The organism is Cobetia marina, from assembly GCF_001720485.1.
Taxonomy (GTDB): Bacteria; Pseudomonadota; Gammaproteobacteria; order Pseudomonadales; family Halomonadaceae; genus Cobetia; species Cobetia marina.
Genome location: NZ_CP017114.1, coordinates 2,118,537 through 2,143,036, shown reverse-complemented (window position 1 = coordinate 2,143,036; position 24,500 = coordinate 2,118,537). Strand labels below are relative to the sequence as shown.

Here is a 24,500-nt window from a genome sequence, read left to right as displayed (position 1 = left end):
CTGGACCTCTCATGATGACCGCAGACGCCCCATCCACCCGACCTTCGGCAGCGCCCGACGCGACCTGGTCCCCCCAACAGCAATGGCTGAGCCTGAGCGCCGACGGCATCCAGCTACAGCTGGATCTCGCCGATGGCCTGATCAGGCTGGCCCACCTGGGGCGCATCGCCCCGGTCACGCCAGCCCAGCACCGCCTGATGAGCGCTGCTGCCACGCCCCAGGCAAGCCTCGATCAGCTGCCGCCCAATACCTTGTTCAATGATGCCGGGCTTGGCTTTGCGGGCTATCCGGCCTTGATCGGTGACCGTGATGGACGTGACTGGCTCACCGACATGCGACTGAGTGAGGTGGCGTGCTCGACCGATTCACTGGGCGCGCATGCCCAGCTGACACTGGCGGATGCCACGAGCGAGCTGGAAGTTCTGCTGTCACTCACGCTCACCATCGAGGGGGTGCTGCGTCAGTCCACCACCCTGCGCAATCCTGGTACGGCCGACTATCGTCTCGAGTGGCTGGCGGCATGCTGCCTGCCACTGCCGAACCGCTTCGAACAGTGCCTGAGCTTCGGTGGCCGTTGGGTCCAGGAGTTCACCGAGACACGCCACGCCCTGAGTGAAGGCACCTTCACGCTCGAGAATCGGCGCGGGCGCAGCTCTCACCAGCGCGTGCCCTCCCTCATCGTGGGCACCGAGGGCTTCAGTGAGCAGTCCGGGGAGGTCATCAGCGCGCACCTGGCCTGGAGCGGCAACCATCGACTGCTGGTGGAGCGCCAGTTCGATGGCAGCACGCAACTGCAGCTGGGCGCACTGCTGTTGCCCGGTGAGCAGGTACTGGCCGCCGGTGCCAGCGTCACCACGCCGGAAGTCGTCATGGCGTGGTCGGATACGGGCATCAATGGCGCCAGTCAGCGCATGCATCGTACCTTGCGCGCACGACTTGACTGGCCGACGCCGAACAAGCCTCGCCCGGTCCACGTCAACACCTGGGAGGCCCTCTATTTCGATCACGACGCCGAGCGTCTGGAGGAGCTGGTCACCGCTGCCGGCGACGTCGGCGCGGAACGCTTCGTGCTCGACGATGGCTGGTTCGTGGGCCGCGATGGTGAGCGAGCAGCGCTGGGCGATTGGTACCTGGATCAGGGCAAATACCCCGAGGGACTGGGGCCATTGATCGCGTCCGTCCATGCCCAGGGCATGGAATTCGGTCTGTGGGTGGAACCCGAGATGGTCAATCCTGACAGCGCGCTCTTTCGCACGCATCCCGACTGGATACTGGCGCTGGAAGGCCGTGAGCAGCCACTGGGGCGGTATCAATGCGTGCTGGATCTCACACGCCCTGACGTCACTGACTATCTGTTTGCGCGACTGGATGCCCTGCTCAGCGACTACCCGATCCGCTATCTCAAGTGGGACATGAATCGCGACCTCACCCACGCCGCGACCCAGTCCGGCGAGCGACGCGGCATGCCTGCAGCGCATGCTCAGGTACAAGCGCTCTATGCGCTGCTCGCACGTCTGCGCCAGGCGCACCCTGAGGTGGAAATCGAGAGCTGCGCCTCGGGGGGCGCCCGTACCGACCACGGCATTCTGCGCCACACCCATCGCGTCTGGACCTCGGACTGCAACGACCCGCATGAGCGAACGCACATCCAGCGCGGTGCCAGTCGCTTCCTGCCGCCGGAGCTGCTCGGGGCCCATATCGGGCCGGAGCATGCACACACCACGTCGCGGCGTACTTCCCTTGCCTTCCGTGCCTCCACGGCCCTGTTCGGTCACCTGGGCCTTGAACTGGACGTCAGCCAGCTCGCGCCACGCGAGCGTGGGGAGCTGCGCGTCTGGATCGAGCGCTACAAGGCATTGCGCGGTCTGTTGCATGGCGGCGTGAGCTGGCGTCTGGACTGCCTGGATGACGGCCAGCATGCACATGGCGTGGTCAGCCAGGACGGTGAAGAGGCGATTTACTGCATCAGCCAGCTGGCCATGCCACGACACGCCGTACCTGCGCCACAGCCGCTGGCAGGGCTCATCGCCGAGCAGCATTATCGACTCGAGCTGCTGGAACTGCCGGAACATCCCGAACGCCGCATGAAGCAGCTGCCGGCCTGGGTGCAGGCCCAGCTCTCGGGGGAGCCCGTCGTCGCCAGTGGCGAGATGCTGATGCGTACCGGGCTTGCCCTGCCGGTGCTCGACCCGGAACAGGCGATCCTGATCCACCTGACTGCGGCACACGACGTTGACTGAGCCTGAGCTCCGGCTATCACTTCACCGATTCAAGGATGACCTGTATGCAACTCGGCGTCTGTTATTACCCGGAACACTGGCCGCGTGAGCGCTGGGCGCAGGATGCCCGTGACATGTTCGAGGCCGGCATTCGCGTGGTGCGCATAGGCGAGTTCGCCTGGAGTCGGCTGGAGCCGCGCTCCGGAGAGCTTCGTGTCGAGTGGCTCGACGAGGCCGTTGAGGTGCTTGCCCGCGCCGGTCTCAAGATCGTGATGGGAACCCCGACGGCCACGCCCCCGAAATGGCTGGTGGATGCCCATCCCGAGATACTGGCCGTCGATGAGCATGGCCAGGTGCGGGGATATGGCTCACGTCGTCATTACTGCTTCTCCTCGCCCGTCTATCGCACGCAGAGCGAGCGTATCGTGCGCCTGATGGCGGAGCGCTACGCCACTCATCCGGCGATCATGGCGTGGCAGACCGACAACGAATACGGCTGTCACGACACCATCCTCAGCTACTCCCGGGCGGCGCGCGCAGGCTTCCCTGAGTGGCTGGAACAACGCTACGGCAGTGTCGAAGCGCTCAATGAGGCATGGGGCGCGGTGTTCTGGAGCCTGGAAGTGACCACCTTCTCGCAGGTCGAGGCGCCGGTCGGCACCGTCACCGAGCCACACCCGGCGATCGTGCTGGATTATCGTCGCTTCTGCTCCGACATGGTGGTCGAGTACAACCGGCTTCAGGTCCAGACGCTGCGAGACAGCGGCGTGAACGTCGATATCGTGCACAACTTCATGGGCCTGTTCACGGAGTTTGACCACTTTGACGTCGCCCAAGACCTGGACATCGCCAGCTGGGATAGCTACCCGTTGGGCTTTCTGGAGCGTGGTGCCCATCCCGAAGCCACCAAGGCGTTCTATCGCCAACAGGGCCACCCTGATTTCGCCGGTTTCCACCACGACCTCTATCGCGCCATGTGCAAGGGGCGCTGGTGGGTCATGGAGCAACAGCCGGGTCCGGTCAACTGGGCCATCAGCAATGCCGCCCCACTGCCCGGCATGGTTCGCCTCTGGAGCCATGAGGCCTTTGCCCACGGCGCGGAAGTCGTCTCCTATTTCCGTTGGCGTCAGGCCCCCTTCGCGCAGGAACAGATGCATGCGGGTCTGTTGCGTCCGGATGGTTCACCGGCCTCGGCCTGGCCGGAGCTGTTGCAGGTCCGCGATGAACTGGCTCGCTTGAGCGCAGAAGGCCTCAGTGGGCGCGAGATCGAGACCGAACAGGCCCCCGTGGCCTTGATGTTCGACTATGCCTCGATCTGGGCCTGCCAGATTCAACCGCATGCCGAGGACTTCGATGCGCTGGAACTGCATCTGAGCTGGTACAGCGCCCTTCGCCGGCTGGGTCTGGACATCGACATCGTCTCCTCTCGAGATGATGTCAGTGGCTATCCTCTCGTCGTGCTGCCCTGTCAGGTGATTGCCGACGATGCGCTTGCGGCACGCCTGAGCGCTGCACGTGACAGCGGCAGCCGTATCGTGATCGGCGCACGCTCCGGCTCACGCACGCCAGACTTCCAGATACCCGATCAACTGGCACCGGGCGCCCTCGGCGAGCTGGCCGGCGTCACGGTCGATCGGGTCGATGGTCTGCGCCCCGGTGCCTGCCCAGGCGTCACCACGGCCAATGGTCATCATGGCCACGCGTTGCGCTGGCGAGACCTGCTCGACAGCACGCGTACCACGGCAAGGGTCGTGACTCGTTTCGATGATGGAGAAGCGGCTCTCACGGAGCGCGCAGGGGTCAGCTATCTGACCGCCTGGCTTGAAGAAGATACCCTCATGGCCGTGCTGGTCGAGGAATGTCGCAAGGCAGCCATCCTTACCACCGCCCTGCCGGAGGGTGTGCGCCTGCGCTGCAGAGGCAATCTGGTGTTTGCCTTCAATTATTCGCCTGAACCACGCTGGCTACCCGAAGGCCTGGTGCCGGAAGATGGCTGGATCTGCGGAGGCCAACAGCTCGCTCCCGCTGGCGTCAGTATCTGGCGCATGGCATGACGAGATGTCCAAAGCGATGACGGCAACGGAGCGCTTCAGTAGCCTTGCCATCATCCAGACAAGCGTCACGTACGTATGACTCCATGACCCCTGTCGGCCTCGCGACCGGCGGATGGTTCGATCGTTTCTGGCGGTGCCTCCGGGTACCGCCTTTTTCTTAAGGCGACAGTTGCCAACAAGAGTTTTCGTCAAGAGCTTGCCGCTGGCGGTGTTGAGAACACAGCCCCTTCCCGTGGCAGGTCTTCTGCTGACACGATGGTCCCTTCAGCCCTGGAGACTCGTGGAATTGACAGGATTTTTATTCAAACGAAAGATAACGGTATAAATTCTATCTGTTGTACCACACGCCTTGCCAACCCCCGATACGGGAGTCCCACGCTGCCACTTAAGCCGCATTGTCCTCTTGTCAGACAAACTCTACCGTGAGCCAGATGTCACTGTAGAACAGTCCATATAAAGAAATAATTACAGGAAACGCAACTGTTCACAGGACATACGTCGTCATTGGCAGACGGCACACCATGACTACAACGCCAACCACGAGATGTCCCCTTCATGAGCATTCTTGCCATTCTGATATCGCTGGGACTGTTGATGTTCCTGGCCTACCGCGGTATCACCGTTCTGTTGCTGGCACCTGTGATGGCGGCTCTTGCCGTCGTGCTTTCAGGTGATGCAGGCGCCCTGCTGCCCAGCTATACCGTCACCTTCATGAGCCAGCTGGGCGGCTACCTGGCCAAGTTCTTTCCGCTGTTCATTCTCGGTGCCCTGTTTGGCCAGTTGATGGCGGATTCCGGGGCAGCCCACGCGATTTCCGAGGGGCTGGTAAAGCGCCTCGGAACCCGCCATGTGATCCTCACCGTCGTGTTGGCCTGCGCCCTGCTGACCTACGGTGGCGTCTCGCTGTTCGTGGTGGCTTTCGCCGTCTATCCCATCGGGGCCCAGCTCTTCCGGCGTACCTCGACACCCAAGCGACTGCTGCCCGCGGCACTGGCGCTGGGCTCCTTCACCTTCACGATGACCGCCCTGCCCGGTACCCCGGCGATCCAGAACGCGATTCCGATTCCCTATTTCCAGACCAACAGCTTCGCGGCTCCCGGACTTGGCATCATCGCCGGTCTGATCATGCTGGGGCTGGGCACCTGGTGGCTGAAGGGCAGAGCCACGAAAGCTCAGGCGCAGGGCGAAGGCTACGGCAAGCATGACAATGAGGCATTGAATGACGATACACCGGTGGCACGCATGAGCATGCTGTCAGCGGTGATCCCGCTGATACTGGTGATCGGACTCAATGCCCTGCTCACCTACCTTGTCTTCCCGCGCATCGACTTCTCCTATCTCAATGATGCCTTCCCGGAGCTGGACCCTGCCGGCGCCACCGGCATGTGGTCGATATTGATCGCGCTGAGCTGTGCGTCACTCTGGCTGGTGGTGACTCGCTGGAAGCAGTGGGCTGACTTGAAGACGACGGTCAACAATGGCTGTTTCGGTGCCATGCTGCCCGTCTTCAACACCGCCTCGGAGGTCGGTTATGGCGCCGTGATCGCAAGCCTGGCCGGCTTTGCACTGGTCAAGGAGGCAGTACTGGGGCTCTACCCCGGCAATCCGCTGATCTCCGAGGCCGTGGCGGTCAACGTGCTGGCAGGGATTACCGGCTCCTCCTCGGGCGGCATGAGCATCGCGCTCTCGACACTGGGCTCGACCTACATGGAGATGGCCGTCAATGCCGGGATAGACCCTGAATTGATGCACCGTGTGGCGGCACTGGCGGCTGGCAGCATGGATACGCTACCGCACTCAGGTGCAGTCATCACGCTGCTGGCCATCTGCAAGCTGACTCACCGCCAGTCCTACGGACAGATGTTCATGATGACCGTGGCGTTCCCGATGCTGGCTCTGATCAGTGTCGTGACGCTGGGCAGCCTGTTCGGCAGCTTCTGACCACGACATGCCTCTGAAAGCCAAGGGCGACAGAAACGACACAGGCCACCTCAAGGGGTGGCCTGTGTCGTTTCGATACCTGGGACAGCTGTCCCAGGACGCCTTGATGGCACGGACAGTCTCAATAGACGTGATGCTGTTGGATCATGGGGACTTCGGCGCGGGCACGCGTCTTGATCCAGAGCGTCAGATCTTCCTTGTCGGCCCGGGGATTCTCCGCCACCCAGTCGACGATACGCGAGGCAATGAACTCGGCGTAGAAGTCATCATCGAACTGCAACAGCATCAGGTCTTCACTGGCCTGGCTCACTCGCAGCAGCACTTCACTGCCGGGCAGCACATACAGGCTCAATTCGTGCAGGTATTGCGTCGTGAAGGTGACACGCTTGAAGCGATCAGGGGCATCACGACCACTGTTGCTGATGTCATTCATGAAAGCCATGATGCTCCCCCGTAGTAGACATCTCATGCATTTCGCTCAGATATGAGCAGATATCTTCAATGATAGACCAGATGCTCTTGCCACGGTTGCTTTTATTAGCGTTTTTTAACGGACCATCCGACGCCTGAGCGCGGAACATTGATCAGGCGTCAGATTCACGCGTTCTGACGCAACGCATCACTCTCGAGCGTGAGTTGCACCCGCTCCAGCCAGCCCGCCAGCAAGGCTTGCTTGTGGCGACTCATGGCGTCCTGCTCGGCGATGGTCTGCGAGAATCGGCGCCCGGCCTTCTCAAGCCGCCTGGGTCGCTTGCCCTGACTGCATCGCTCGAAATCCTCCGCCAGCGCCAGAATCAAGCTCTGCAAGGCACGCTGCACGGGCCTGGACATGTTCTCGCCAAGCTCCCGTCGCACGAAGCCTATTCCGCGGCCGATATCCATGCCTGTCAGGCCCAGAGACATCAGAGGCATTCCCTGCGGCTCGTCCGCGATCGCAGGTGAATCGGCCCCGCCCTGACGTGACTGCTGTTCCTGTTGACGGCTTTGCTCATGGCGGGCAAGACGCAGCAGGCGATCCCCCATGCGTCCCCCGAACCAGCTGTCCACCTGCTGAGCGGGGCGTTCGGCCAGCTCCCGGATATCACTTGCCGTTGTCTGGATCAGCTGGCGTTTGTCCCAGCCGGCCCCGGGTACCGGGATCAGGCGAAACCCGAGAATGGTCACGATCAGGCCGATCCCGGCCGCCAGACTCCGGTTGAGGGTATAGGCCACATCGAAGGTCATGCCGTTGTCGGGCATCACCAGCAGGATATTGAACACCACGAACGGCAGACAGATCCCCGCCAGCACCGGCACCACGGACCCCATCAGGCCGATGAACAACGGAACACTGAAGATCAGAATGAACGGCACGAAATGCTGGGCCTGACTCAACAGGACATTGCCGAACAACAGCACACTGGGAACGGCGAACAGCAGGCCTTTGAGCACCATGGGAATGATGGGGGCGGGGTCATCGCGACTGGCGAAGATACCGGAGAACAACGTGCCCAGCAGCATGGCCACCGCCCCATTGTCCCAGGCCGTCGCCAGCCAGAAGATGGAGGTAGTCCCGAAGATCAGCATGGCACGCAGCGCATTGGTCGCCGCTCGTCCGTGATCGCGATGCCAGCTCAGACTGGGCTGGCGCAATTGATGACGACCGGGATGATTGATGACCTCACGCGCCTGAAGCATCACCAGCGCATGGCCCAGCACTTCCCGCAGACTATAGAGCAGCCGTGCCTCGAGGGCAGACAGATTGCGCTGACCGCGTGAGATTCTCAGACATTCTCCGCGCAGCTCCTTCAAGGTGGCGCGTGCCTGCCCGATCCCCTGGTTGTCGGCCATGCTCTGGAAGGCGCTGCCGAGTCGCTGCATCAGGTCCTGTGTCGGTTGACTGAAGCGCTCCGGTTGCTGAACGGCCGGACGCGCGAGCTGATCGTCTTGCCCGTCGTCGTCGATGGCGTTGTGGTGCTCGGACTCACCGTCAGCGCCAGTGGCGTGATGGCGCAGGAAGAATTCCGGGTGACGCAGCTGATGCAGTGCCTTGAGGGTGGCATAGAGGCGCATGCTCCGCCGAGTCAGCAGATGGACACCGCGGATACGCCCCTTGCCCTGAGGCCCCTCATACCGCGCGGAGTGGGCATCGATCTCGAGATTGTTGAGCGCCCCAAGGCCGGTCATCATCTGTTCGAGCATCGCCTGACGTTCGCGATTCTCCTCGGCATGCCGTTGCTCGGCGCTCAGGTCATCCTGGGAGGGGTCCGAGAAGGCCAGCGCCATATAACGGAAGGTGGCGTTGACGGCGGTATCCGCCAGCTGCCCCAGATGGTCTCGCACACGTATCGGCCAGACCAGCGCACTGACCAGCACGGCGCACAGTGCACCGAGACTCAACTCACTGAGGCGAGCCAGCGCCACCGAGAAGAAGTTGCCGGGCGCCGAGGACGTCAGCACCACGATGATCATGCAGGCCACCGCCCCCATCACGCAGCCATAGGAGAGGTTGTTGTGGGTGAGCGAAGCCCCGTAGATGCACAGGCCGATCCACAAGGTGACACTGCCCAGTGCCAGTTCCGGCGCCTGGGCAAACAGCCCCATGATCACGACGGCGACACCGACACCCGCCACGGTGCCGGCGATCTGGCAGATGCCCTTCTCGACCACCATCCCCGACATCGGGCGTATCTGCAGAAAGGCCGCCGAGATCAGCGCCCAGTACGGGCGATCCAGATCAAAATAGAAGGCCGCATAGAGTGCCAGTGACATGGCAAGGACACCCTTGAAGGCGAACTTCAGGGCAAAGGAAGAGGGTCTGAGAAACGCCGCGAGTGCCGGAGACATCGATCAAGGTGCTCCGTGGCCGCTGTCCTCGGCATCGGTGATGTCACTGAGCAGCCGGACACTCGCCGTCATGCCTGCCGCCAGATTGACCCCGGACGCCCGTACCGCCTCGATATCATCGAACTCCACTCTCACCGGAATGCGCTGTGCCAGGCGTACCCAGCTGAAGGTCGCACTCACCTGCGGCAGCTGCTGGGCATTGGTCGCGGTATTGTCATCGGCGATCCCCTCACCGATTCCCACGACACGGCCCTTGAAGTCCTTGTTGCCGCTCATCAGCGTGATCTGAACCGGATCTCCCTTGCGCACATGCTGCAGCTTGGTCTCCTGGAAATAGGCGCTGAGATAGAAGGAGTCATCCTTGATCAACGCCATGACCGAAGTACCCGCCGTCACATAGTTGCCCTGTGTCAGGTGCATGTTGAGGATGCTGCCATCCGCCGGAGCGGTCAGCTGGGTACGGTCAAGATCCAGTTGCGCGGATTGAAGCGCCGCCTCGGCCTGTTGCACATCGGCGCGAGCCACCTCGGCCTCGAGGCGAGCACTGTCACGCTCCTCTTCACTGATCGCCCGGTTGGTCAGGCGACTGCGTCGATTGGCTTCATGCTCCTTGAGCCGCAAGGTGGCCTTGGCACTGGCCAGACTCGCCTTGGCCTGAGCCAGCGCCGCCGCATAGCGGGCCTGGTCGATCTGCAGAATCACGTCGCCCTGCTTGACGCGAGTGGTGTCCGCCACGTTGAGCTCACTCACCCAGCCGGACACGTCAGGGCTCAGCGTGATCACCTCGGCACGCACGCGAGCATCCCGCGTCCAGGGACTGTACATGTAGGTCTTCCACAGCCAGATGGCACACCAGACCGCCACGGCCACCAGACACAGGGTAATGACCCATTTCACGACTTTCTGTCGAGACTTGCTCATGCAGTTTCCTTGAAGAGTTGATCCTGACGGGAGCCTCGGCTCACACGAGATTGCGCAGAGTGATGCTTGCCAGTGACGCCTGAGCTCGACCGCCTTCGAAGATGGGGTGACGTTGCGACAGTGACGCGACAGGTGAATGACGAGGGACATCTGACGCTTGCGACGCGAGCGCTGTCGCGATGACGATGAGTGACGGACCAGACGCGATTCGGTGAAGGCGTCAGGTCACCAGTGCGACGATTCCCGTCAGACAGATGATGAAGAGCGAGATGTCGAACCAGGCCTCGAACCATAGCTCATGATTGGCAAGCACCCGGTGCAGCAACGAGCGAATCAACCCGGCGATCACCAGCGCCGCCAGCGCATAGACCAGCATGGGGCTGATCAGGAATTCTCCCACCACCATCTCGTGCAGTGCATTGAAACCTGCCAATGGCATGTCAGGGGGTGTTTCGTTCATCGACACATGTCCTTTGGAGATCCTCTGGAGGTGAGATCACGCATGCGGGGGGCGATAGGCGAGATTGGTCGCCAGCATTGACGCTCAGTCAACGTCAACCAATGGAGGCAGGTCCGCCTGCATTCAAGGTCTCAAGCGCCCGCCACCCCACAAGAATATATGCAGGCTAACATTTATCAGGCGAGTTGCCACGTGCCCGTGATGAGACGCGACAGTGCGCAAGTGCTTCCCCCTGCTGGATTTTCCAGTAGGCGCGCGGGTGAAGTCAGCGTCCGGGCGGAACATCTGGTGGGTGTGGCAGTCATGACAAGCGGCTTGCCTCTCGACAAGCCGCTTATGAAGGCTCCGCTCCGCTTTCGCACTCAACAACGCGCTCACTCGGTTGCGTTACACGGCATAACCGAGGATGCGCGGCAGCCATAGCGCCAGTTCCGGGAACAGCATCACCACTGCCAGGGCCGCGAGCATCGCCACGACAAAGACCATCGCCCATCCGACGGTCTTCTCGAGTCGGACACCGGCCACGCTGCTGGTCACCATCAGATTGACGGCCACCGGCGGCGTGAACTGGCCGATCGCGATGTTCATGGCCAGCAGAATCCCGAACCATACCGGATGCCACCCGAAGTGCTGCATCACCGGAATCAGCACCGGCATCAGGATCAGGTAGATGGAGACCGCATCCAGCAGCATCCCGGCGATCAGTACCGCCACCATCACCAGAATCAGCAGCACCGTGCCGCTATCGGACAGCGTGATCAACCACTCGGCGAGATGGCGGAAGGTACCCAGCATGGTGCCGGCCCAGGCGAATATGCCCGCCAGCGCGATGATCAGCATCACCACCCCCGAGATCACCGCTGCTTCCCTGAGCAGTTCCCACACCTGGGAGAGCTTGAGCTCACGGGTGATGAAGAGCCCGACACACAGCCCGTAGGCAGCCGCCACCACCGCCGCTTCCGTGGGCGTGAAGAGGCCTGAGCGCAGCCCGCCGAGGATGATCACCGGTGCCAGCAGCGCCGGAATCGCTGAGCGGAACGCCGGACCCAGCGCGATACGTTCCACCTGAGTCGGATCTTCCCAGCGATAGCGCCGCGACAGCACCCAGGCCGGTACCAGCAAGGCCACACCCACCAGCAAGCCCGGAATCAGCCCTGCGGCAAACAGCGCGCGCAGATCCACCCCCGGCACCACGATGGAATAGAGGATCAACGCGATGGAGGGCGGGATCAGGATCGCCGTGGAGGCCGAGGCCGCAATCAGCGTCGCCGAGAACGCCTTGGGGTAGCCCGCCCGTGTCATGCTGGGAATCATCACCATCGCCACCGCGGCGGCATCTGCCGGGCCGGAACCACTCATGCCGCCCATGATCAGACACACCAGCACTGCCACCAGCGCGAGGCCACCGTGACGCGGCCCGATCAACGCCTGGGCAAAGCGCACCAGCCGCGCCGCCACTCCGGCACGCTCGAACACCAGCCCCGTCAGGATGAACAATGGAATGGCGATCAGCGGATACTTGGCAATGCTGTTGTAGGTATTGGTCCCCAAGGTGGCCAGCATGCTCACCGGCAGCCCCGCGACGATTCCCACCGCACCCGACAGCCCCAGCGCGAAGGCCACCGGCACGCCGAGTATCAACAGCGCGGCAAAGCTTGCGAGCAACCAGAGATCAGGACTCATGATCTGACTCCTTGCGCTGGTCGCGATCCACTTGCCGCGAATCAGGTCCTTGCTTCAAGCGATCAACACACTGCTGCAGCTGGCGCCAGGCCATCGCCACACCCAGTAGCGGCAGCCAGATTACATACCACCAGTTGGGCAGGCCCAGTCCCGGTGACAGCGATTCCCACTGATACTCCTCCAGCGCGAAGGTGCCGCCAAACCACACCACCAGTCCAAGCACGACCAGCACCGCCAAGGTCTGCAATACCACCACCAGTCGCCACAGCGGCAACGGCAGCACGTCTTCCAGCAGCGCGATACGAATATGTGCCTGACGGCGAATCGCCACCGAGGCGCCCGCCAGCGTCAGCAACACCAGCAGGAAGACCGAGAATTCCTCGGTGAAGGCAAAGGAGGCATCGGTGGCGTAACGCACCACCACGTTGGCCAGACTGATGATGCCGATCAGGCCCAGCGCCAACGCCGCCAGCCAGGATTCCGGCCGCACGCGTGGCGGTGGCCTGTCCGTGGGAGCAGGCGCTCCGCTGGTGCCGGTTTGATGTGAGGCTTGTTGAGACGGTTGTTGCGACTTTTGCGACATGACACGCGATCCACACGAACGCCGAGGCTGTCAGGCCCCGGCGTGGTTCTTCACTCAATAACGCGCACAGACCGCATTATTCCCGATGTCATCTGCTCCGTGAGCAGCGGCGATCATGACCAGACTCAGCGCGAGGCCTCGACCTCGGCACGTGCCGTCTCGACCAGCGCCTCACCGATCTTCGGTGTCCAGCTTTCGTAGACCGACTGGGTAGCATCGCGGAAGGCCTGCATCGCATCGTCATCGAGCTTGACGACATTCACGCCGCGCGCCTCGATATCCGCCAGCCGCTGGGCATTGCCTTCACGACTCATGGCGATCTCCCAGGCACCCGCTTCCCTGGCGGTCTCGGTCAGCAGAGTGCGCTCCTGTTCGCTGAGCGACTTCCAGACACGCTGGTTGGCGGCGAAGATCAACGGGTCCGCCATATAGTGCCAGAGGGTCAGATGGGTCTGGCCGACCTGATCGATCCGTGCCACATCGAACACCGACAGCGGGTTCTCCTGACCATCCACCGCACCGGTGGTCAGCGCCGGCTTGGCATCCGCCCAGCTCATCTGGGTCGGGTTGGCGCCCAGCGCGGTGAAGGTGTCCTGAAACAGCGGCGAGCCCACCACACGAATCTTCAGGCCCTTCAAGTCGTCCGGCGTGGTGATTGATTTCGAGGAATTGGACACCTCACGGAAGCCATTCTCGCCCCACGCCAGCGGCATGATGCCCTTGGACTCGATGGCGGCGAAGACCTGCTTGCCCGACTCACCCTGAGTCAGCGCATCGATGGCGGCGTGGTCCGGCATCAGGAACGGCAGCGAGAACAGGTTGAGCTCCGGCACCTGGGGCGACCAGTTGATGGTCGAGCCCACCGCGAGATCGATCAGCCCCTGACGCATGGCCGAGAATTCCTTGGTCTGGTCTCCCGCCACCAGCTGGGCATTCGGATAGACACGCAGGGTAAGCTCGCCACCGGAGCGCTCCTCTACCAGTTCCGACCACTTCTCGGCCGCCTGCCCCCAAGGGAAGGCATCCGACAGCACGGTGGAGACGGACAGCTCGCGCGCCTCGGCATCACTCGCCATCAGCGGTGACAGCAGAGCCAGGCCAAGCACGCCAGCCATCAGGGCAGCGCGACTCGGGGCGGCAACACGCGAAGAAGTAGAAGAGGTAGTGGAAGGAGTAGCAGACATTGAAGCGTGGCGATGCCATTGACGAGAGACGGTGTCAGTTCCGGAGGCGGAATCAGCGTTGGCGAGTGCGGCGGTCAGGGTCATGAATAACCTCTTGATTATGATGTTGTTGAGTGTGTCCTCGGGCAGATTCGCATCTACTTTGGTCGCTGACCATTCGACCATGCGACAGATCGGTGCTTTTTCGACGCTCACATGCTATCTCGCTCCATTCCCATCACTGTATATGCATCCACCCCTCGGGTTTTCCGAGACTTTTTGCGTACGAAACGCTCGACCATGTGGTGTCATCAACGTGTGTTGCCAAGGAGTGTATCCAGCGATTCAAGAGGGCCAACCTGGGTGCAGGCCCCGCCAACAGGGAGTTTCAGGATATTTCACTTTGCTTGATGCCGTGCCTTTTACAACGCCAGCGTGTCCCCAGCCCCTTCGAGGTCAGGATTTCACGGAGCACTGTATACTTATCCAGCCCATTACATCATTGCGACAAATTTCCAGATCTGTCGCCTTTCATCCACGCAATGGCGCGCCACGGGTCGCAGACTGCGGATTCGGTCGGTAGACTGAGCGCCGTTCCCGCAAGGACCAACCACGACTGACCATCACCACGCACGCAAGTGTCGTACCTGACATCTCGTCGGCACCGCTCAAACGGTACCGACCTTGACCGATGAGGCCCCTTCCATGCCGCACCCCCAGCAGGAAGCCATACCCACTCCCACCTTCGAGACCGAGCCGCTCGACACGCCGCCCAAGCGACTGCAGCCGACCAGCAGTCTGGGCGCGGCGGTCGTTCTGTGGTCGCTGCTGCTGGGAATGGGGATGCTGATGCTGGCCAACGGACTGCAGGGCAGTCTGTTGGGGATTCGTGCCTCCTCGGAAGGCTTCAGCAACACCATGACGGGCATCATCATGTCGGCCTACTTCGCCGGCTTCCTGCTGGGCTCGACGCTTGCGCCGCGCAAGCTGCGTCGGGTCGGCCATGTGCGTACCTTCGCGGCGCTGGCCTCCATCACCTCGGTGTGTATCCTGATCCATGCGCTCTATGTGGTGCCCGAGGTGTGGATCGCGATGCGCTTCATCACCGGTTTCGCTTTCGCCGGTCTCTACGTGGTGGCGGAGAGCTGGCTCAACAGCCAGGCGACCAACCAGATGCGTGGCCGGCTGCTGGCCATCTACATGGTGATCACCTATCTGGGCATGGGCGGTGGCCAGCTGCTGCTCAACGTCGCCAACCCGAATACCTATCTGCTGTTCATCCTGGTCTCGGTGATCATGTCCTTGGCGCTGGTGCCGATGCTGCTGTCCGCCTCACCGCAACCGGAAGGCGCGCAGCCGGAGGCCATGGGGATCGTTCGTCTGCTGCGTCTGGCACCGCTGGGCACCCTGGGCGGCTTCGCCACCGGCATCGCCAACGGCACCGTCTTCGGCATGGGCGCGGTGTATGCCGACCGCGCCGGCCTGCCGGTGCAGGAAGTCTCCTGGTTCATGGGCGCCTTCATTCTGGGGGCCGCCCTGCTGCAATGGCCGCTGGGCAAGCTCTCCGACAAGCTCTCGGCCAAGAAGGTGATTCTGGGCTGTAGTGTCGGGGCGATCGCGCTGTCCATCGGCGGCGTGCCGTTCAGTGGTGGCAGCATGCTGACCATGGCGCTGCTGGGGGCGGGGCTCGGCGGGCTGATCCTGACCCAGTACTCGCTGTTCCTGGCGGCGGCCAACAACCTGCTGACCACGCCACAGATCATCTCCGCCAGCGGCACGCTGGTACTGATGCATGGCGCGGGCGCGATTCTTGGCCCGCTCACCGCGGGCCTGCTGATGGAGCGCTTCGGGGCCGTCGGCTTCCTCTATACCCTGACCGCCATCCACGTGCTGATCGTGATTCTCGCCGCCAGTGTCACCAGCAAGCCGCGTCAGGTGCTGGATGCCGAGGATGGCGATCACCCCGGTCACTATGTGGTGGCGCCCTCCACCACCAGTCCGCTGAGTGCCGCCTGGGTCGAGGAAGCCATCACCGAGCCCGAGACCGGTCAGCTGGAATTCGACTTCGATGCCGAACCTGAGCCGGAGCCTAGCGAGGAAGAACTCGCTGCCCAGCAACAGGAAGCGGCCTCTGAAACAGAAGGAGGCGTCGTGCAGCAGGTCGACAACGAGGAAGGCGTGATGAACGACCGCGTCACCGGCATGGAAGACGACTGGCATCTGGATGGCCATATCGATGAGCAGGCCCAGCACCTCAGCGAAGAGGAGCGCCGCGTCAGGTCGGAGCCGGAGCGCGAGAGCTACTGATCACGCCTGACGGCATGCCGAAATTGAAAATAGGATAAGCGTTAACCAAGAACACCGCCCTGAGAGGCGGTGTTCTTGGTTGGAGCGGGCGAAATAGCGGCGGGCGAAACAGGGGCAGGCAACACAGACAGACGGTTCAGCGGGGGGGATAAAGACCAGGGAAACGAAGAAGGCTCATAACGATAAAGGCTCAGCGACGACGCTTGCCCGCCCGCGCCACCAGATGCGGCGCCAACACACCCTGCAGACGGCGCACGGCCTGGGAGTGCAACTGGGAAACCCGCGACTCGGTGACATCGAGCACCGCGCCAATCTCCTTGAGATTGAGATTCTCCTGATAATAAAGCGCCATCAACAGCTTCTCGCGCTCCGGAAGCCGTCCGATGGCCTCGGTGAGTGCTCGGCGAGTATCGGCCTCCTCCAGCGCCTCGTGGGGCAATGCGAAGGGTTCCACGTAGGGAGTGGAGATTCCGCCCGGTGCGGCGCCATCCTCATCCAGCATCTCGTCCAGCGACATCACCATGCCGTTGTTGGTATCCAGCAGCAGGCGTCGGTAATCTTCTAGCTCAAGCCCCATGGCAGAGGCGATCTGGGTCTCCTCGGGCGGATAACCCAGGCTCTGCTCCAGCTGCTGGATCACGCTCTCAAGCTCGCGCCCGGCCCGACGCACACTGCGTGGCAACCAGTCTCGCGAGCGCAGCTCATCGAGCATCGCACCCCGGATGCGCTGACTGGCATAGGTGGCAAAGCTGGCGCCGTGGCCCTGCTCATAGCGGCCCACGCATTCACACAGCCCCAACATGCCAGCCTGAATCAGATCCTCGAGATCGACACTCGCTGGCAAGCGCACCTGCAACTGCAGCGCGATGCGGCGCACCAGCGGCTGATATTCGGTGTAGATATCCTGCTGGGCCATGCGCCCATTGGCGGTATACATCGGCGTCCTGGTCCTCGCTTGCATCCCTCGGGGTGGTTTGACTCAGGGTCATGCCCCCATCCTCGGGACTCCTGTTCCCAGCGTATTGTCGCGCCCCTGCCACAAACCATTCGCTCGAATAGCTACCCTCAGCGACGGCTTTCCTGCCTTACGTCGCAAGTCCGTCTCGGGGAGGCGGAAACCAAGGCAGACAGGAAGAGACAGAAAGGGAAGACGAGACACGCCCCCGCCAGCAGGTCGACAGAATGTCGCGAGCATCTCGCGGGCAGAGCCAGAAACTCAGCCGGATCGAGCAACATCAAAAGGCCGCAAAAAATTTCTAAAGTTCTGTCGCGCCGCGACGATAACTGAAGCAACGGCACAGGAGTCGTTACTGGCGACACGCCATCTATCTCCCCATTACGACAGGAAGTGACACATGGCTTCAGTGATCAATACCAACACCCTCTCCATGGTGACTCAGCAGAACCTGAATCAGTCCCAGAACGCCCTGAACACCTCCATGGAACGTCTGTCTTCCGGCCTGCGCATCAACAGCGCCAAGGATGACGCCGCCGGCCAGGCCATCGCCAACCGCATGGACTCCCAGATCACCGGCCTGTCCCAGGCACAGCGTAACGCCAACGACGGCATCTCTGTCGCCCAGACCGCTGAAGGTGCTTTGAATCAGGTCAACGATAACCTGCAGCGAGTCCGTGAGCTGACTGTCCAGGCACAGAACGGCACCAACAATGCCGATGACCTGAGCTCCATCCAAGATGAAATCACCATGCGCCTTGAGGAGATTGATCGTATCTCCGAGCAGACAAGCTTCAATGGTATTGACGTACTTGCCGCAGACCAAGGTCTTGAAATTCAGGTAGGTGCCAATGACGGCGAAAAAATTACAATTGATCTGAAACAAACAGATGTAGCCTCATTATCTCTCACTAATTTTGACCCTACACAACAAGCAGAACCTGAGCTGGGCGAAGCAGTTGCAGTCAATAGCACTTTGGGTGAAATCTACGAAGTTAAAGATGAAGATGGAACTATTGCTCAGTATGCAGCAAAAGATGATGATGGGAATCTTATCGCTCTGGCAGATGCTGGTGGTGATAAGAGTGATGGTACTAATTGGTCGGCAATCACCTACACAGACGAAGATGGTAATACTGAAAATGCCACATTGGCACTAAATGATTCAGGCGTAGCGACAGTCGGTGCTACAGCAGAAGACGGGGATTTTTATACTGTCACAGATGGCGCTGACTGGAGCTCTGCTGTCGCTGGAACAGCAGTAACCACTCAACCTGGAGCACTGGCCCAAATCGATGCTGCTCTCAAGCAAATCGACAGCCAGCGTTCCGACCTCGGTGCCGTGCAGAACCGTTTCGATTCTGCCATCACCAACCTGGCGACGACTGAAACCAACCTGGCCTCTGCCCAGTCACGTATTCAGGATGCCGATTACGCGGAAGAAGTCTCCAGCATGACCACTGCACAGATTCTGCAGCAGGCGGGGACTTCCATGCTGACCCAGGCCAACCAGGTGCCGCAGAACGTGCTGTCACTGCTTGGCTGATTTATGGCTTGCGTGCTGCAGAGGCCTGTCACTCAGCAAGAGTGGCAGGCCGGTTGCTGGCGGATAATATTGATCATTTTGATAGTGCTCTTGCATTTCAACCTCCGCCAGCGATATCCAGCAGCAGCAAACAAAAAAGGGCAGACGCATCGCGTCTGCCCTTTTTCATTGGAATGCGGACAGGAATCACACCGCCATATTCATGATTTCCTTGTAGGCACTCAGCAACTTGTTGCGTACCTGCACGGTCATCTCGAATTCCAGTGAGGCCTTCTGACCTGCCACCATGACCTGATCGAGGCTGACATCAGGACTGCCCAGCTCGAAGGCCTTGGCCTGCCCCGCCGCGACCTGCTGAGACTGGCTGACGCGCGACAGCGAGTCCTTGAGCATGCCGGCAAAACCCGACGACGCCTCAATCATCTCGCCTGGCTGCCCGCTGCCCCCCGCGGCCTGAGCCGCCATGCGCTCAAGTTGCTGCACCCCGTCCTTCATGGCGGGTGACAGCGCGGACGTCACGCTCGCGCCAACTGATTCGATTGCCATCCCGCCTCTCCTGTCTCAACGCGCGCCATTCGTCTGCCGCTTTCAGTGGAGCTCAGCCTATCAGCCAAACGCAGAGCTGAAAGTCGCTAATACCCGCTTTTTGACACGCTATTCGTCTGATTGGTTACCCCGACAGCTTCGATAATGGGCACCGTGCGACAAGAGGGTGACACAACTCTCCTGCCTGCAGGCACCACCGCTGCGACCCCAGACCACGGCGCCGTCATCTTGCGCTAACCGGACATCTGCATGAGTACACCCAGCCAGTCAGCGCCCCAGGGGGCCAGCAAGCCCTCGGCGGGCAGCGGCAGCCACACCGTCAATGACCTCAAGACCCGTCTGGCGTCACTGCCACGCCTGCCCTTGATCATGGCGGCGGCGTTCTGCGTGGCCGTCATCGTGGCGCTGCTGCTATGGGGTACCCAACCACAGTGGAGCGTGCTGTACCGCGATCTGCCTGCCGATGAAGGTGGCGAGATCGTCACGCAGCTCGAGCAGGCCGGCGTGCCCTATCGTCTCAGTGATCAGGGCGCGACCCTGGAAGTGCCGGCAGACCAGGTCTATCGCCTGCGCCTGTCCATGGCACAGCAAGGCCTTCCGAGTCAGGGCGGCACCGGATTCGAGCTGATGGACACCCAGGCCTTCGGCATCAGCCAGTTCACCGAGCACGTCAATTATCAGCGCGCCCTGTCGGGGGAGCTGTCACGCACCATCGCAAGTCTCGAACCCGTCGCCAGCGCGCGCGTGCATCTCGCCCTGCCCGAGGAATCCGTCTTCGTGCGTGAGCGACGCCCGGCGACAGCCTCCGTGGTGGTCGAGCTGCATCGGGGTCAACAGCTCAAGGATCGCCAGATCCAGGCCATCCAGCATCTGGTGGCAGGCAGCGTGCAGGGCCTGGTGAGCGAGGACATCACCGTCGTGGACCAGAATGGCGAGCCGCTGTCGCGCCCGGCCGGCGATACGCTCAATCTCGATGGCAGCGCCCTGGAATATGCCCAGGCGCTGGAGCAACGCTACCAGTCGCGCATCAACGTATTGCTGACCCCGATTCTGGGACGCGACAACTTCCGTGCCGAAGTCAGCGCCCAGCTGGACTTCTCGCATTCCGAGCAGACGGAAGAACACTACAGCCCCAATCAGACCCCCGGCACTGCCGCCGTGCGCAGTGCACAGCTCAACAATGCCGGCGCGGGTGACATGGCGATGATCGGCGGCATTCCCGGGGCGCTGTCCAATACGCCGCCGGGTACCGCCGCCTCGCCCATCAATACCGCGGATGACACCGGAGATGAGGGTGACACTGCCGCCAGCCACGCAACCGATGAGGAAAGGGGCGGCAACTATCAGCACAGCTCGATCACCAACTACGAGCTGGACAAGGTCGTGCGTCATACCCGTGAGCGACTGGGGCGACTGGAAAAGCTGTCGGTGGCGGTGGTCGTCAATCACCGAGGCGTGACGGATGCCAACGGCAATGTCACCTCCCGCCCGCTGGATAGCGAAGCGCTTGAGCAGATCAAGGCATTGGTACGTCAGGCCATGGGCTACAGCGAGCAGCGCGGCGACAGCCTCAGCGTGATCAATGCGCCCTTCGTGATGGCAGGCAGCGCCGACGTGAGGCCGGATGACATTGCCGAATGGTGGCAGAACCCTGAACTCCAGGCGCTGGCCATCGAACTTGGCCGCTACCTGATCATCCTGATCGTCGCCTGGGTTCTGTATCGCAAGCTGCTGCGGCCGCTGCTGACACCTCTGCTACGCCCGCAGAGTGACTACCAGACCATCGGGCAACCGGCGGGGCCCATGGGAGAGGGCCTATCTGCCGCAGGCATGGAGGCCAGTGTCGCTGTGCCGGGTGCCAGCCAGACGGCTCCCTCGGGACAGGAGCCGCCCTCCCGTGGCCCCAGCACTTACCAGCAGAATCTCAAGGATGCCCGTGACATGGCCCGTGAGGACCCTCGCCTGGTCGCCATGATTCTCAAGAACTGGATGAGTCACCATGAGTAAGTCCCTGTCCAACCTGGAACGCAGCGCCGCGCTGCTGATGAGCCTCGATGAAGACAGCGCGGCCGAGGTCTTCAAGTTTCTCTCCACCGAGGAGATCCAGAAACTGAGCACCACCATGACCCACATGCCTCAGGTGTCCCATCAGCAGATGGCCAAGACCCTCGAGGATTTCCATGCTGACAGTGAGCAGTTCAGCGCGGTCAACATGCTCTCCAGCGACCATATCCGCGCGGTGCTGGTCAAGGCGCTGGGTCAGGATCGCGCCAGCTCCCTGCTCGAGGACATTCTGGAAAGTTCCGGCAAGAGCAACGGCATCGAGTCGCTCAATCTGCTGGAGCCGGCATTGGCCGCCGAGATGATCCGCGATGAGCATCCGCAGATCATCGCCACCATCATGGTGCATCTGGAGCGCCATCAGGCCTCACAGATTCTCGAACAGTTCGCGGAAGCCCTGCGCAACGACGTGCTGCTCAGGATTGCCACCTTCAATGGCGTCCAGCCGGCAGCCCTGCAGGAATTGACCGAAGTACTGGCCAACATGCTCGATGGCCAGAACCTCAAGCGCAGCAAGATGGGCGGTATCCGTACGGCGGCGGAGATTCTCAACCTGATGCCCGGCCAGCATGAAGAGCAGGCTCTGGAAGCGGTACGCCACCACGATGAAGCCCTGGCGCAGAAGATCGTGGATGAGATGTTCGTGTTCGAGAATCTGGTCGATCTCGAGGACCGCTCCATTCAGCTGCTGCTCAAGGAAGTGGACAACGACACCCTGGTGATCGCTCTCAAGGGCTCTGGCGACGCGGTACTGCAGAAATTCCTGCAGAACATGTCGCAGCGTGCCGCGGAGATGCTCAAGGACGACATGGAAGCGCGGGGCCCGGTGCGTGTCACCCAGGTCGAGGGCGAGCAGAAGAGCATCCTGCAGACCGTCCGTCGCCTGGCAGACAGCGGCGAGATCGTGATCAATTCGAGTGGCGACGCCTATGTCTGATCACCTCACCAGCAGCGCAGATGACGGCTGGCAGCCGCTGGAACTCGAGTCGCTGGACACGGCGCTGGAAGCGCGGCCAGACGCCACCGGCTCGCGCCAGGCAAGCACGAGACAGACGGGGTCAGGCACTTCTCCTGATGCGGAGCTGCTCAGACGCATGACGCAACGGGCACGTGCCACGCTGGAAGCGCAGCGCCGCCAACTCGAACAGGCCGCCCATGAAGCAGGCTACGCCGCCGGTGAAGCGGCCGGCTATCAAGCCGGGCTGGAGCGCGCACGCCAGCAAGCGCAGGAGAAGGCCGAGCAGCAGGACAAAACCGCTCGACAGGCGCTGGCCGAGCAGATGGCTCAGGTCACGCCGCTTGTCCATCACCTGCAACAGTCATTGACCTGCCTCGAGGAGCAGATCGGCGATGAGCTGGCGGCCCTCGCCGTCAGTGTCGGTCGGCATCTGGCCAGAGAGGCGTTCCGCGCGCACCCCGAGCATGTCGTCGAGAGCGTCCGCAGCCTGCTGGCCGCGGATCCACCGCTGCTCGGGCGCCCTCGCCTCTATCTGAATCCGGCGGATCTGCCGCGGGTCGAGCAGGCGATAGGCGCCGAACTTGCCCGCCTGGGCTGGCAATGTCTGTCGGATACCAGCCTCAGCGTCGGTGGCTGTCGTGCCGAGGCGGACAGCGGCTGTCACGATGCCAGTCTGGAAAGCCGACTGGCACTGCTGTCACGCCAGCTGCGCCAACGCGCGGCCCCCACGGATGTCACCACGGCAGGCGCACGTATCCTGCACCTGGAGCCTTCGCTGCAAGAGCCCCCCGAGAACGCCTTCGCGCCATCACCGGCAGCGCCGGCGGCGTCATCGCTGTCGTCTGACACCCTCGGGCGTCTGCCCTCATGAGCGATTCTGCCTCTCAGCAATGGCGCAGCGCCATGCAGGCCATCCGTCAGCGCGTCGAGACGCTGGAACCCCAGCTCACCACCGGGCGACTGGTGCGTGCCACCGGTCTGGTACTCGAAGCCGTCGGCCTGCGGCTGCCGGTAGGTGCCAGCTGCCTGATCGAACTGGGGCCGGGCATGGCGCCGGCAGAAGCCGAGGTGGTGGGCTTCGCCGACCAGACCCTCTACCTGATGCCCATCGACCCGCTCAGTGGCGTGGCGCCGGGTGCCAAGGTCATTCCCCTGGGGCATGGCAATGTCGGCGAACGTCGCTATCCGGTCGGTGACGCTCTGCTGGGGCGTGTCGTGGACGGCGTCGGCCGACCGCTGGATGGATTGGGGCCGCTGGAAGACGTCAGTCATGCGCCCCTGGAGGGACAGCCGCTCAATCCCCTCGAACGCGCCCCCATCGACACGCCGCTGGACGTGGGGATTCGCGCCATCAATGCCCTGCTCAGCGTTGGCCGCGGGCAGCGTATGGGGCTGTTTGCCGGCTCAGGGGTCGGCAAGAGCGTACTGCTGGGGATGATGGCCCGCTTCACCAATGCCGATGTCATCGTGGTCGGCCTGATCGGTGAGCGCGGTCGCGAGGTGCAGGAATTCATCGAGCACACGCTCGGCGAAGAAGGTCTCAAGCGTGCGGTGGTGGTCGCGACCCCTGCTGACATGACCCCCCTGCATCGACTAAAGGGAGCCAGCTACGCGACACGCATCGCCGAATCCCTGCGCGATCAAGGCCGGGACGTGCTGCTGATCATGGATTCGCTGACCCGTTACGCCATGGCGCAGCGCGAGATTGCCCTGGCCATCGGTGAGCCACCGGCCACCAAGGGCTATCCCCCTTCCGTGTTCGCCAAGCTGCCGGCACTGGTGGAACGCACGGGCAACGGCCGGCGTGGCGGCGGGTCCATCACCGCCTTCTATACCGTTCTCACCGAAGGCGATGATCAGCAGGACCCGATCGCGGACAGTGCCCGCGCGATTCTCGATGGTCATATCGTGCTGTCGCGGCGCATCGCGGAGAGCGGGCACTACCCGGCCATCGATATCGAGGCCTCCATCAGCCGCGCGATGTCCGCGGTGGCGCCGGAGCGCCAGCTGACCAGAGCCCGCCGCTTCAAGCAGCTGTACTCGAGTTATCAGCGCAATCAGGACCTCATCGCCATCGGGGCCTACCAGCCGGGCAGCGACAAGACCCTGGACAACGCAGTGCGCCTGCATGAGCCCATGGGGCATTTCCTGCAACAGGCCACTTCACAACGCGCCAGCCTTGCCGATAGTACTGACATGCTGGAACAGCTGCTGGCCCAGCAGTGACGCGGCTGTGTCGCGTCAGCGCTGCGCCTTTCGCCATCACGAGGGAACGTC

18 protein-coding genes are annotated in these 24,500 nt (G+C 62.3%); 9 read left to right on the top strand and 9 right to left on the bottom strand.

Going from position 1 to position 24,500, the window contains the following annotated elements; translation table 11 throughout:
* Positions 1–11 precede the first annotated feature (11 nt).
* The 3 genes from BFX80_RS09115 to BFX80_RS09105 all read left to right on the top strand — a co-directional run bounded on the left by BFX80_RS09115 (position 12) and on the right by BFX80_RS09105 (position 6,214).
* Positions 12–2,240: an alpha-galactosidase gene (locus BFX80_RS09115; protein WP_084208661.1), complete on the top strand. Its 2,229-nt coding sequence runs from the start codon at positions 12–14 to the stop codon at positions 2,238–2,240.
* A gap of 44 nt (positions 2,241–2,284) precedes the next feature.
* A complete protein-coding gene (locus tag BFX80_RS09110) occupies positions 2,285–4,273 on the top strand; it encodes a beta-galactosidase (protein WP_084208660.1) in 1,989 nt (662 codons plus the stop codon).
* Between the two features lie 555 nt (positions 4,274–4,828).
* The gene (locus tag BFX80_RS09105; RefSeq protein ID WP_084208659.1) at positions 4,829–6,214 is read left to right on the top strand and encodes a GntP family permease; all 1,386 of its coding nucleotides are present in this window, start codon (positions 4,829–4,831) and stop codon (positions 6,212–6,214) included.
* Between the two features lie 121 nt (positions 6,215–6,335).
* Here BFX80_RS09105 and BFX80_RS09100 read toward each other — a convergent pair whose 3' ends face one another.
* From BFX80_RS09100 to BFX80_RS09070, 7 genes are all read right to left on the bottom strand, one after another.
* Positions 6,336–6,656 carry a type 2 periplasmic-binding domain-containing protein gene (locus BFX80_RS09100; protein WP_139345462.1) on the bottom strand — a complete coding sequence of 107 codons (321 nt, stop codon included), beginning with the start codon at positions 6,654–6,656 and terminating at the stop codon, positions 6,336–6,338.
* Between the two features lie 155 nt (positions 6,657–6,811).
* The gene (locus tag BFX80_RS09095; RefSeq protein WP_084208658.1) at positions 6,812–9,040 is read right to left on the bottom strand and encodes an FUSC family protein; all 2,229 of its coding nucleotides are present in this window, start codon (positions 9,038–9,040) and stop codon (positions 6,812–6,814) included.
* A 3-nt stretch (positions 9,041–9,043) separates the two neighbouring features.
* Complete coding sequence (locus tag BFX80_RS09090; protein WP_077376306.1) at positions 9,044–9,961, bottom strand: efflux RND transporter periplasmic adaptor subunit; 918 nt, start codon at positions 9,959–9,961, stop codon at positions 9,044–9,046.
* Between the two features lie 220 nt (positions 9,962–10,181).
* Positions 10,182–10,421, bottom strand: a complete 240-nt coding sequence (locus BFX80_RS09085; protein ID WP_240499517.1) for a DUF1656 domain-containing protein — start codon at positions 10,419–10,421, stop codon at positions 10,182–10,184.
* Between the two features lie 387 nt (positions 10,422–10,808).
* Entirely contained in the window at positions 10,809–12,104 is a 1,296-nt protein-coding gene (locus BFX80_RS09080; protein ID WP_084208657.1) for a TRAP transporter large permease, read from the bottom strand.
* Positions 12,094–12,594, bottom strand: coding sequence for a TRAP transporter small permease (locus BFX80_RS09075; RefSeq protein ID WP_240499516.1), 501 nt, complete (start codon positions 12,592–12,594; stop codon positions 12,094–12,096). Before BFX80_RS09075 ends, BFX80_RS09080 begins: the two co-directional genes overlap by 11 nt.
* Before the next feature lie 218 nt (positions 12,595–12,812).
* On the bottom strand, positions 12,813–13,802 hold the full coding sequence (locus BFX80_RS09070; RefSeq protein WP_127735371.1) for a DctP family TRAP transporter solute-binding subunit: 990 nt from the start codon (positions 13,800–13,802) through the stop codon (positions 12,813–12,815).
* Between the two features lie 753 nt (positions 13,803–14,555).
* Here BFX80_RS09070 and BFX80_RS09065 point away from each other — a divergent pair.
* On the top strand, positions 14,556–16,157 hold the full coding sequence (locus BFX80_RS09065; RefSeq protein ID WP_084208655.1) for an MFS transporter: 1,602 nt from the start codon (positions 14,556–14,558) through the stop codon (positions 16,155–16,157).
* Positions 16,158–16,347: 190 nt separating this feature from the next.
* On the opposite strand, the gene BFX80_RS09060 is transcribed toward BFX80_RS09065, so the two are convergent.
* Positions 16,348–17,094, bottom strand: coding sequence for an RNA polymerase sigma factor FliA (locus BFX80_RS09060; protein WP_084208654.1), 747 nt, complete (start codon positions 17,092–17,094; stop codon positions 16,348–16,350).
* Between the two features lie 418 nt (positions 17,095–17,512).
* On the opposite strand from BFX80_RS09060, the gene BFX80_RS09055 reads away from it, so the two are divergent.
* Complete coding sequence (locus BFX80_RS09055) at positions 17,513–18,658, top strand: FliC/FljB family flagellin (RefSeq protein WP_084208653.1); 1,146 nt, start codon at positions 17,513–17,515, stop codon at positions 18,656–18,658.
* Positions 18,659–18,844: 186 nt separating this feature from the next.
* Here BFX80_RS09055 and fliE read toward each other — a convergent pair whose 3' ends face one another.
* The gene (gene fliE, locus BFX80_RS09050) at positions 18,845–19,204 is read right to left on the bottom strand and encodes a flagellar hook-basal body complex protein FliE (protein WP_084208652.1); all 360 of its coding nucleotides are present in this window, start codon (positions 19,202–19,204) and stop codon (positions 18,845–18,847) included.
* Positions 19,205–19,453: 249 nt separating this feature from the next.
* On the opposite strand from fliE, the gene fliF reads away from it, so the two are divergent.
* From fliF to fliI, 4 genes are read left to right on the top strand one after another with little or no spacing between them, the layout of a single operon-like run.
* Positions 19,454–21,211: a flagellar basal-body MS-ring/collar protein FliF gene (gene fliF, locus BFX80_RS09045; RefSeq protein WP_084208651.1), complete on the top strand. Its 1,758-nt coding sequence runs from the start codon at positions 19,454–19,456 to the stop codon at positions 21,209–21,211.
* On the top strand, positions 21,204–22,202 hold the full coding sequence (fliG, locus tag BFX80_RS09040; protein ID WP_084208650.1) for a flagellar motor switch protein FliG: 999 nt from the start codon (positions 21,204–21,206) through the stop codon (positions 22,200–22,202). Before fliF ends, fliG begins: the two co-directional genes overlap by 8 nt.
* Positions 22,195–23,094 (top strand): FliH/SctL family protein, encoded by a 900-nt coding sequence (locus BFX80_RS09035; RefSeq protein WP_084208649.1) that lies wholly within the window; start codon positions 22,195–22,197, stop codon positions 23,092–23,094. Before fliG ends, BFX80_RS09035 begins: the two co-directional genes overlap by 8 nt.
* Complete coding sequence (fliI, locus tag BFX80_RS09030) at positions 23,091–24,449, top strand: flagellar protein export ATPase FliI (protein WP_084208648.1); 1,359 nt, start codon at positions 23,091–23,093, stop codon at positions 24,447–24,449. Before BFX80_RS09035 ends, fliI begins: the two co-directional genes overlap by 4 nt.
* The last annotated feature ends 51 nt before the right edge of the window (positions 24,450–24,500 follow it).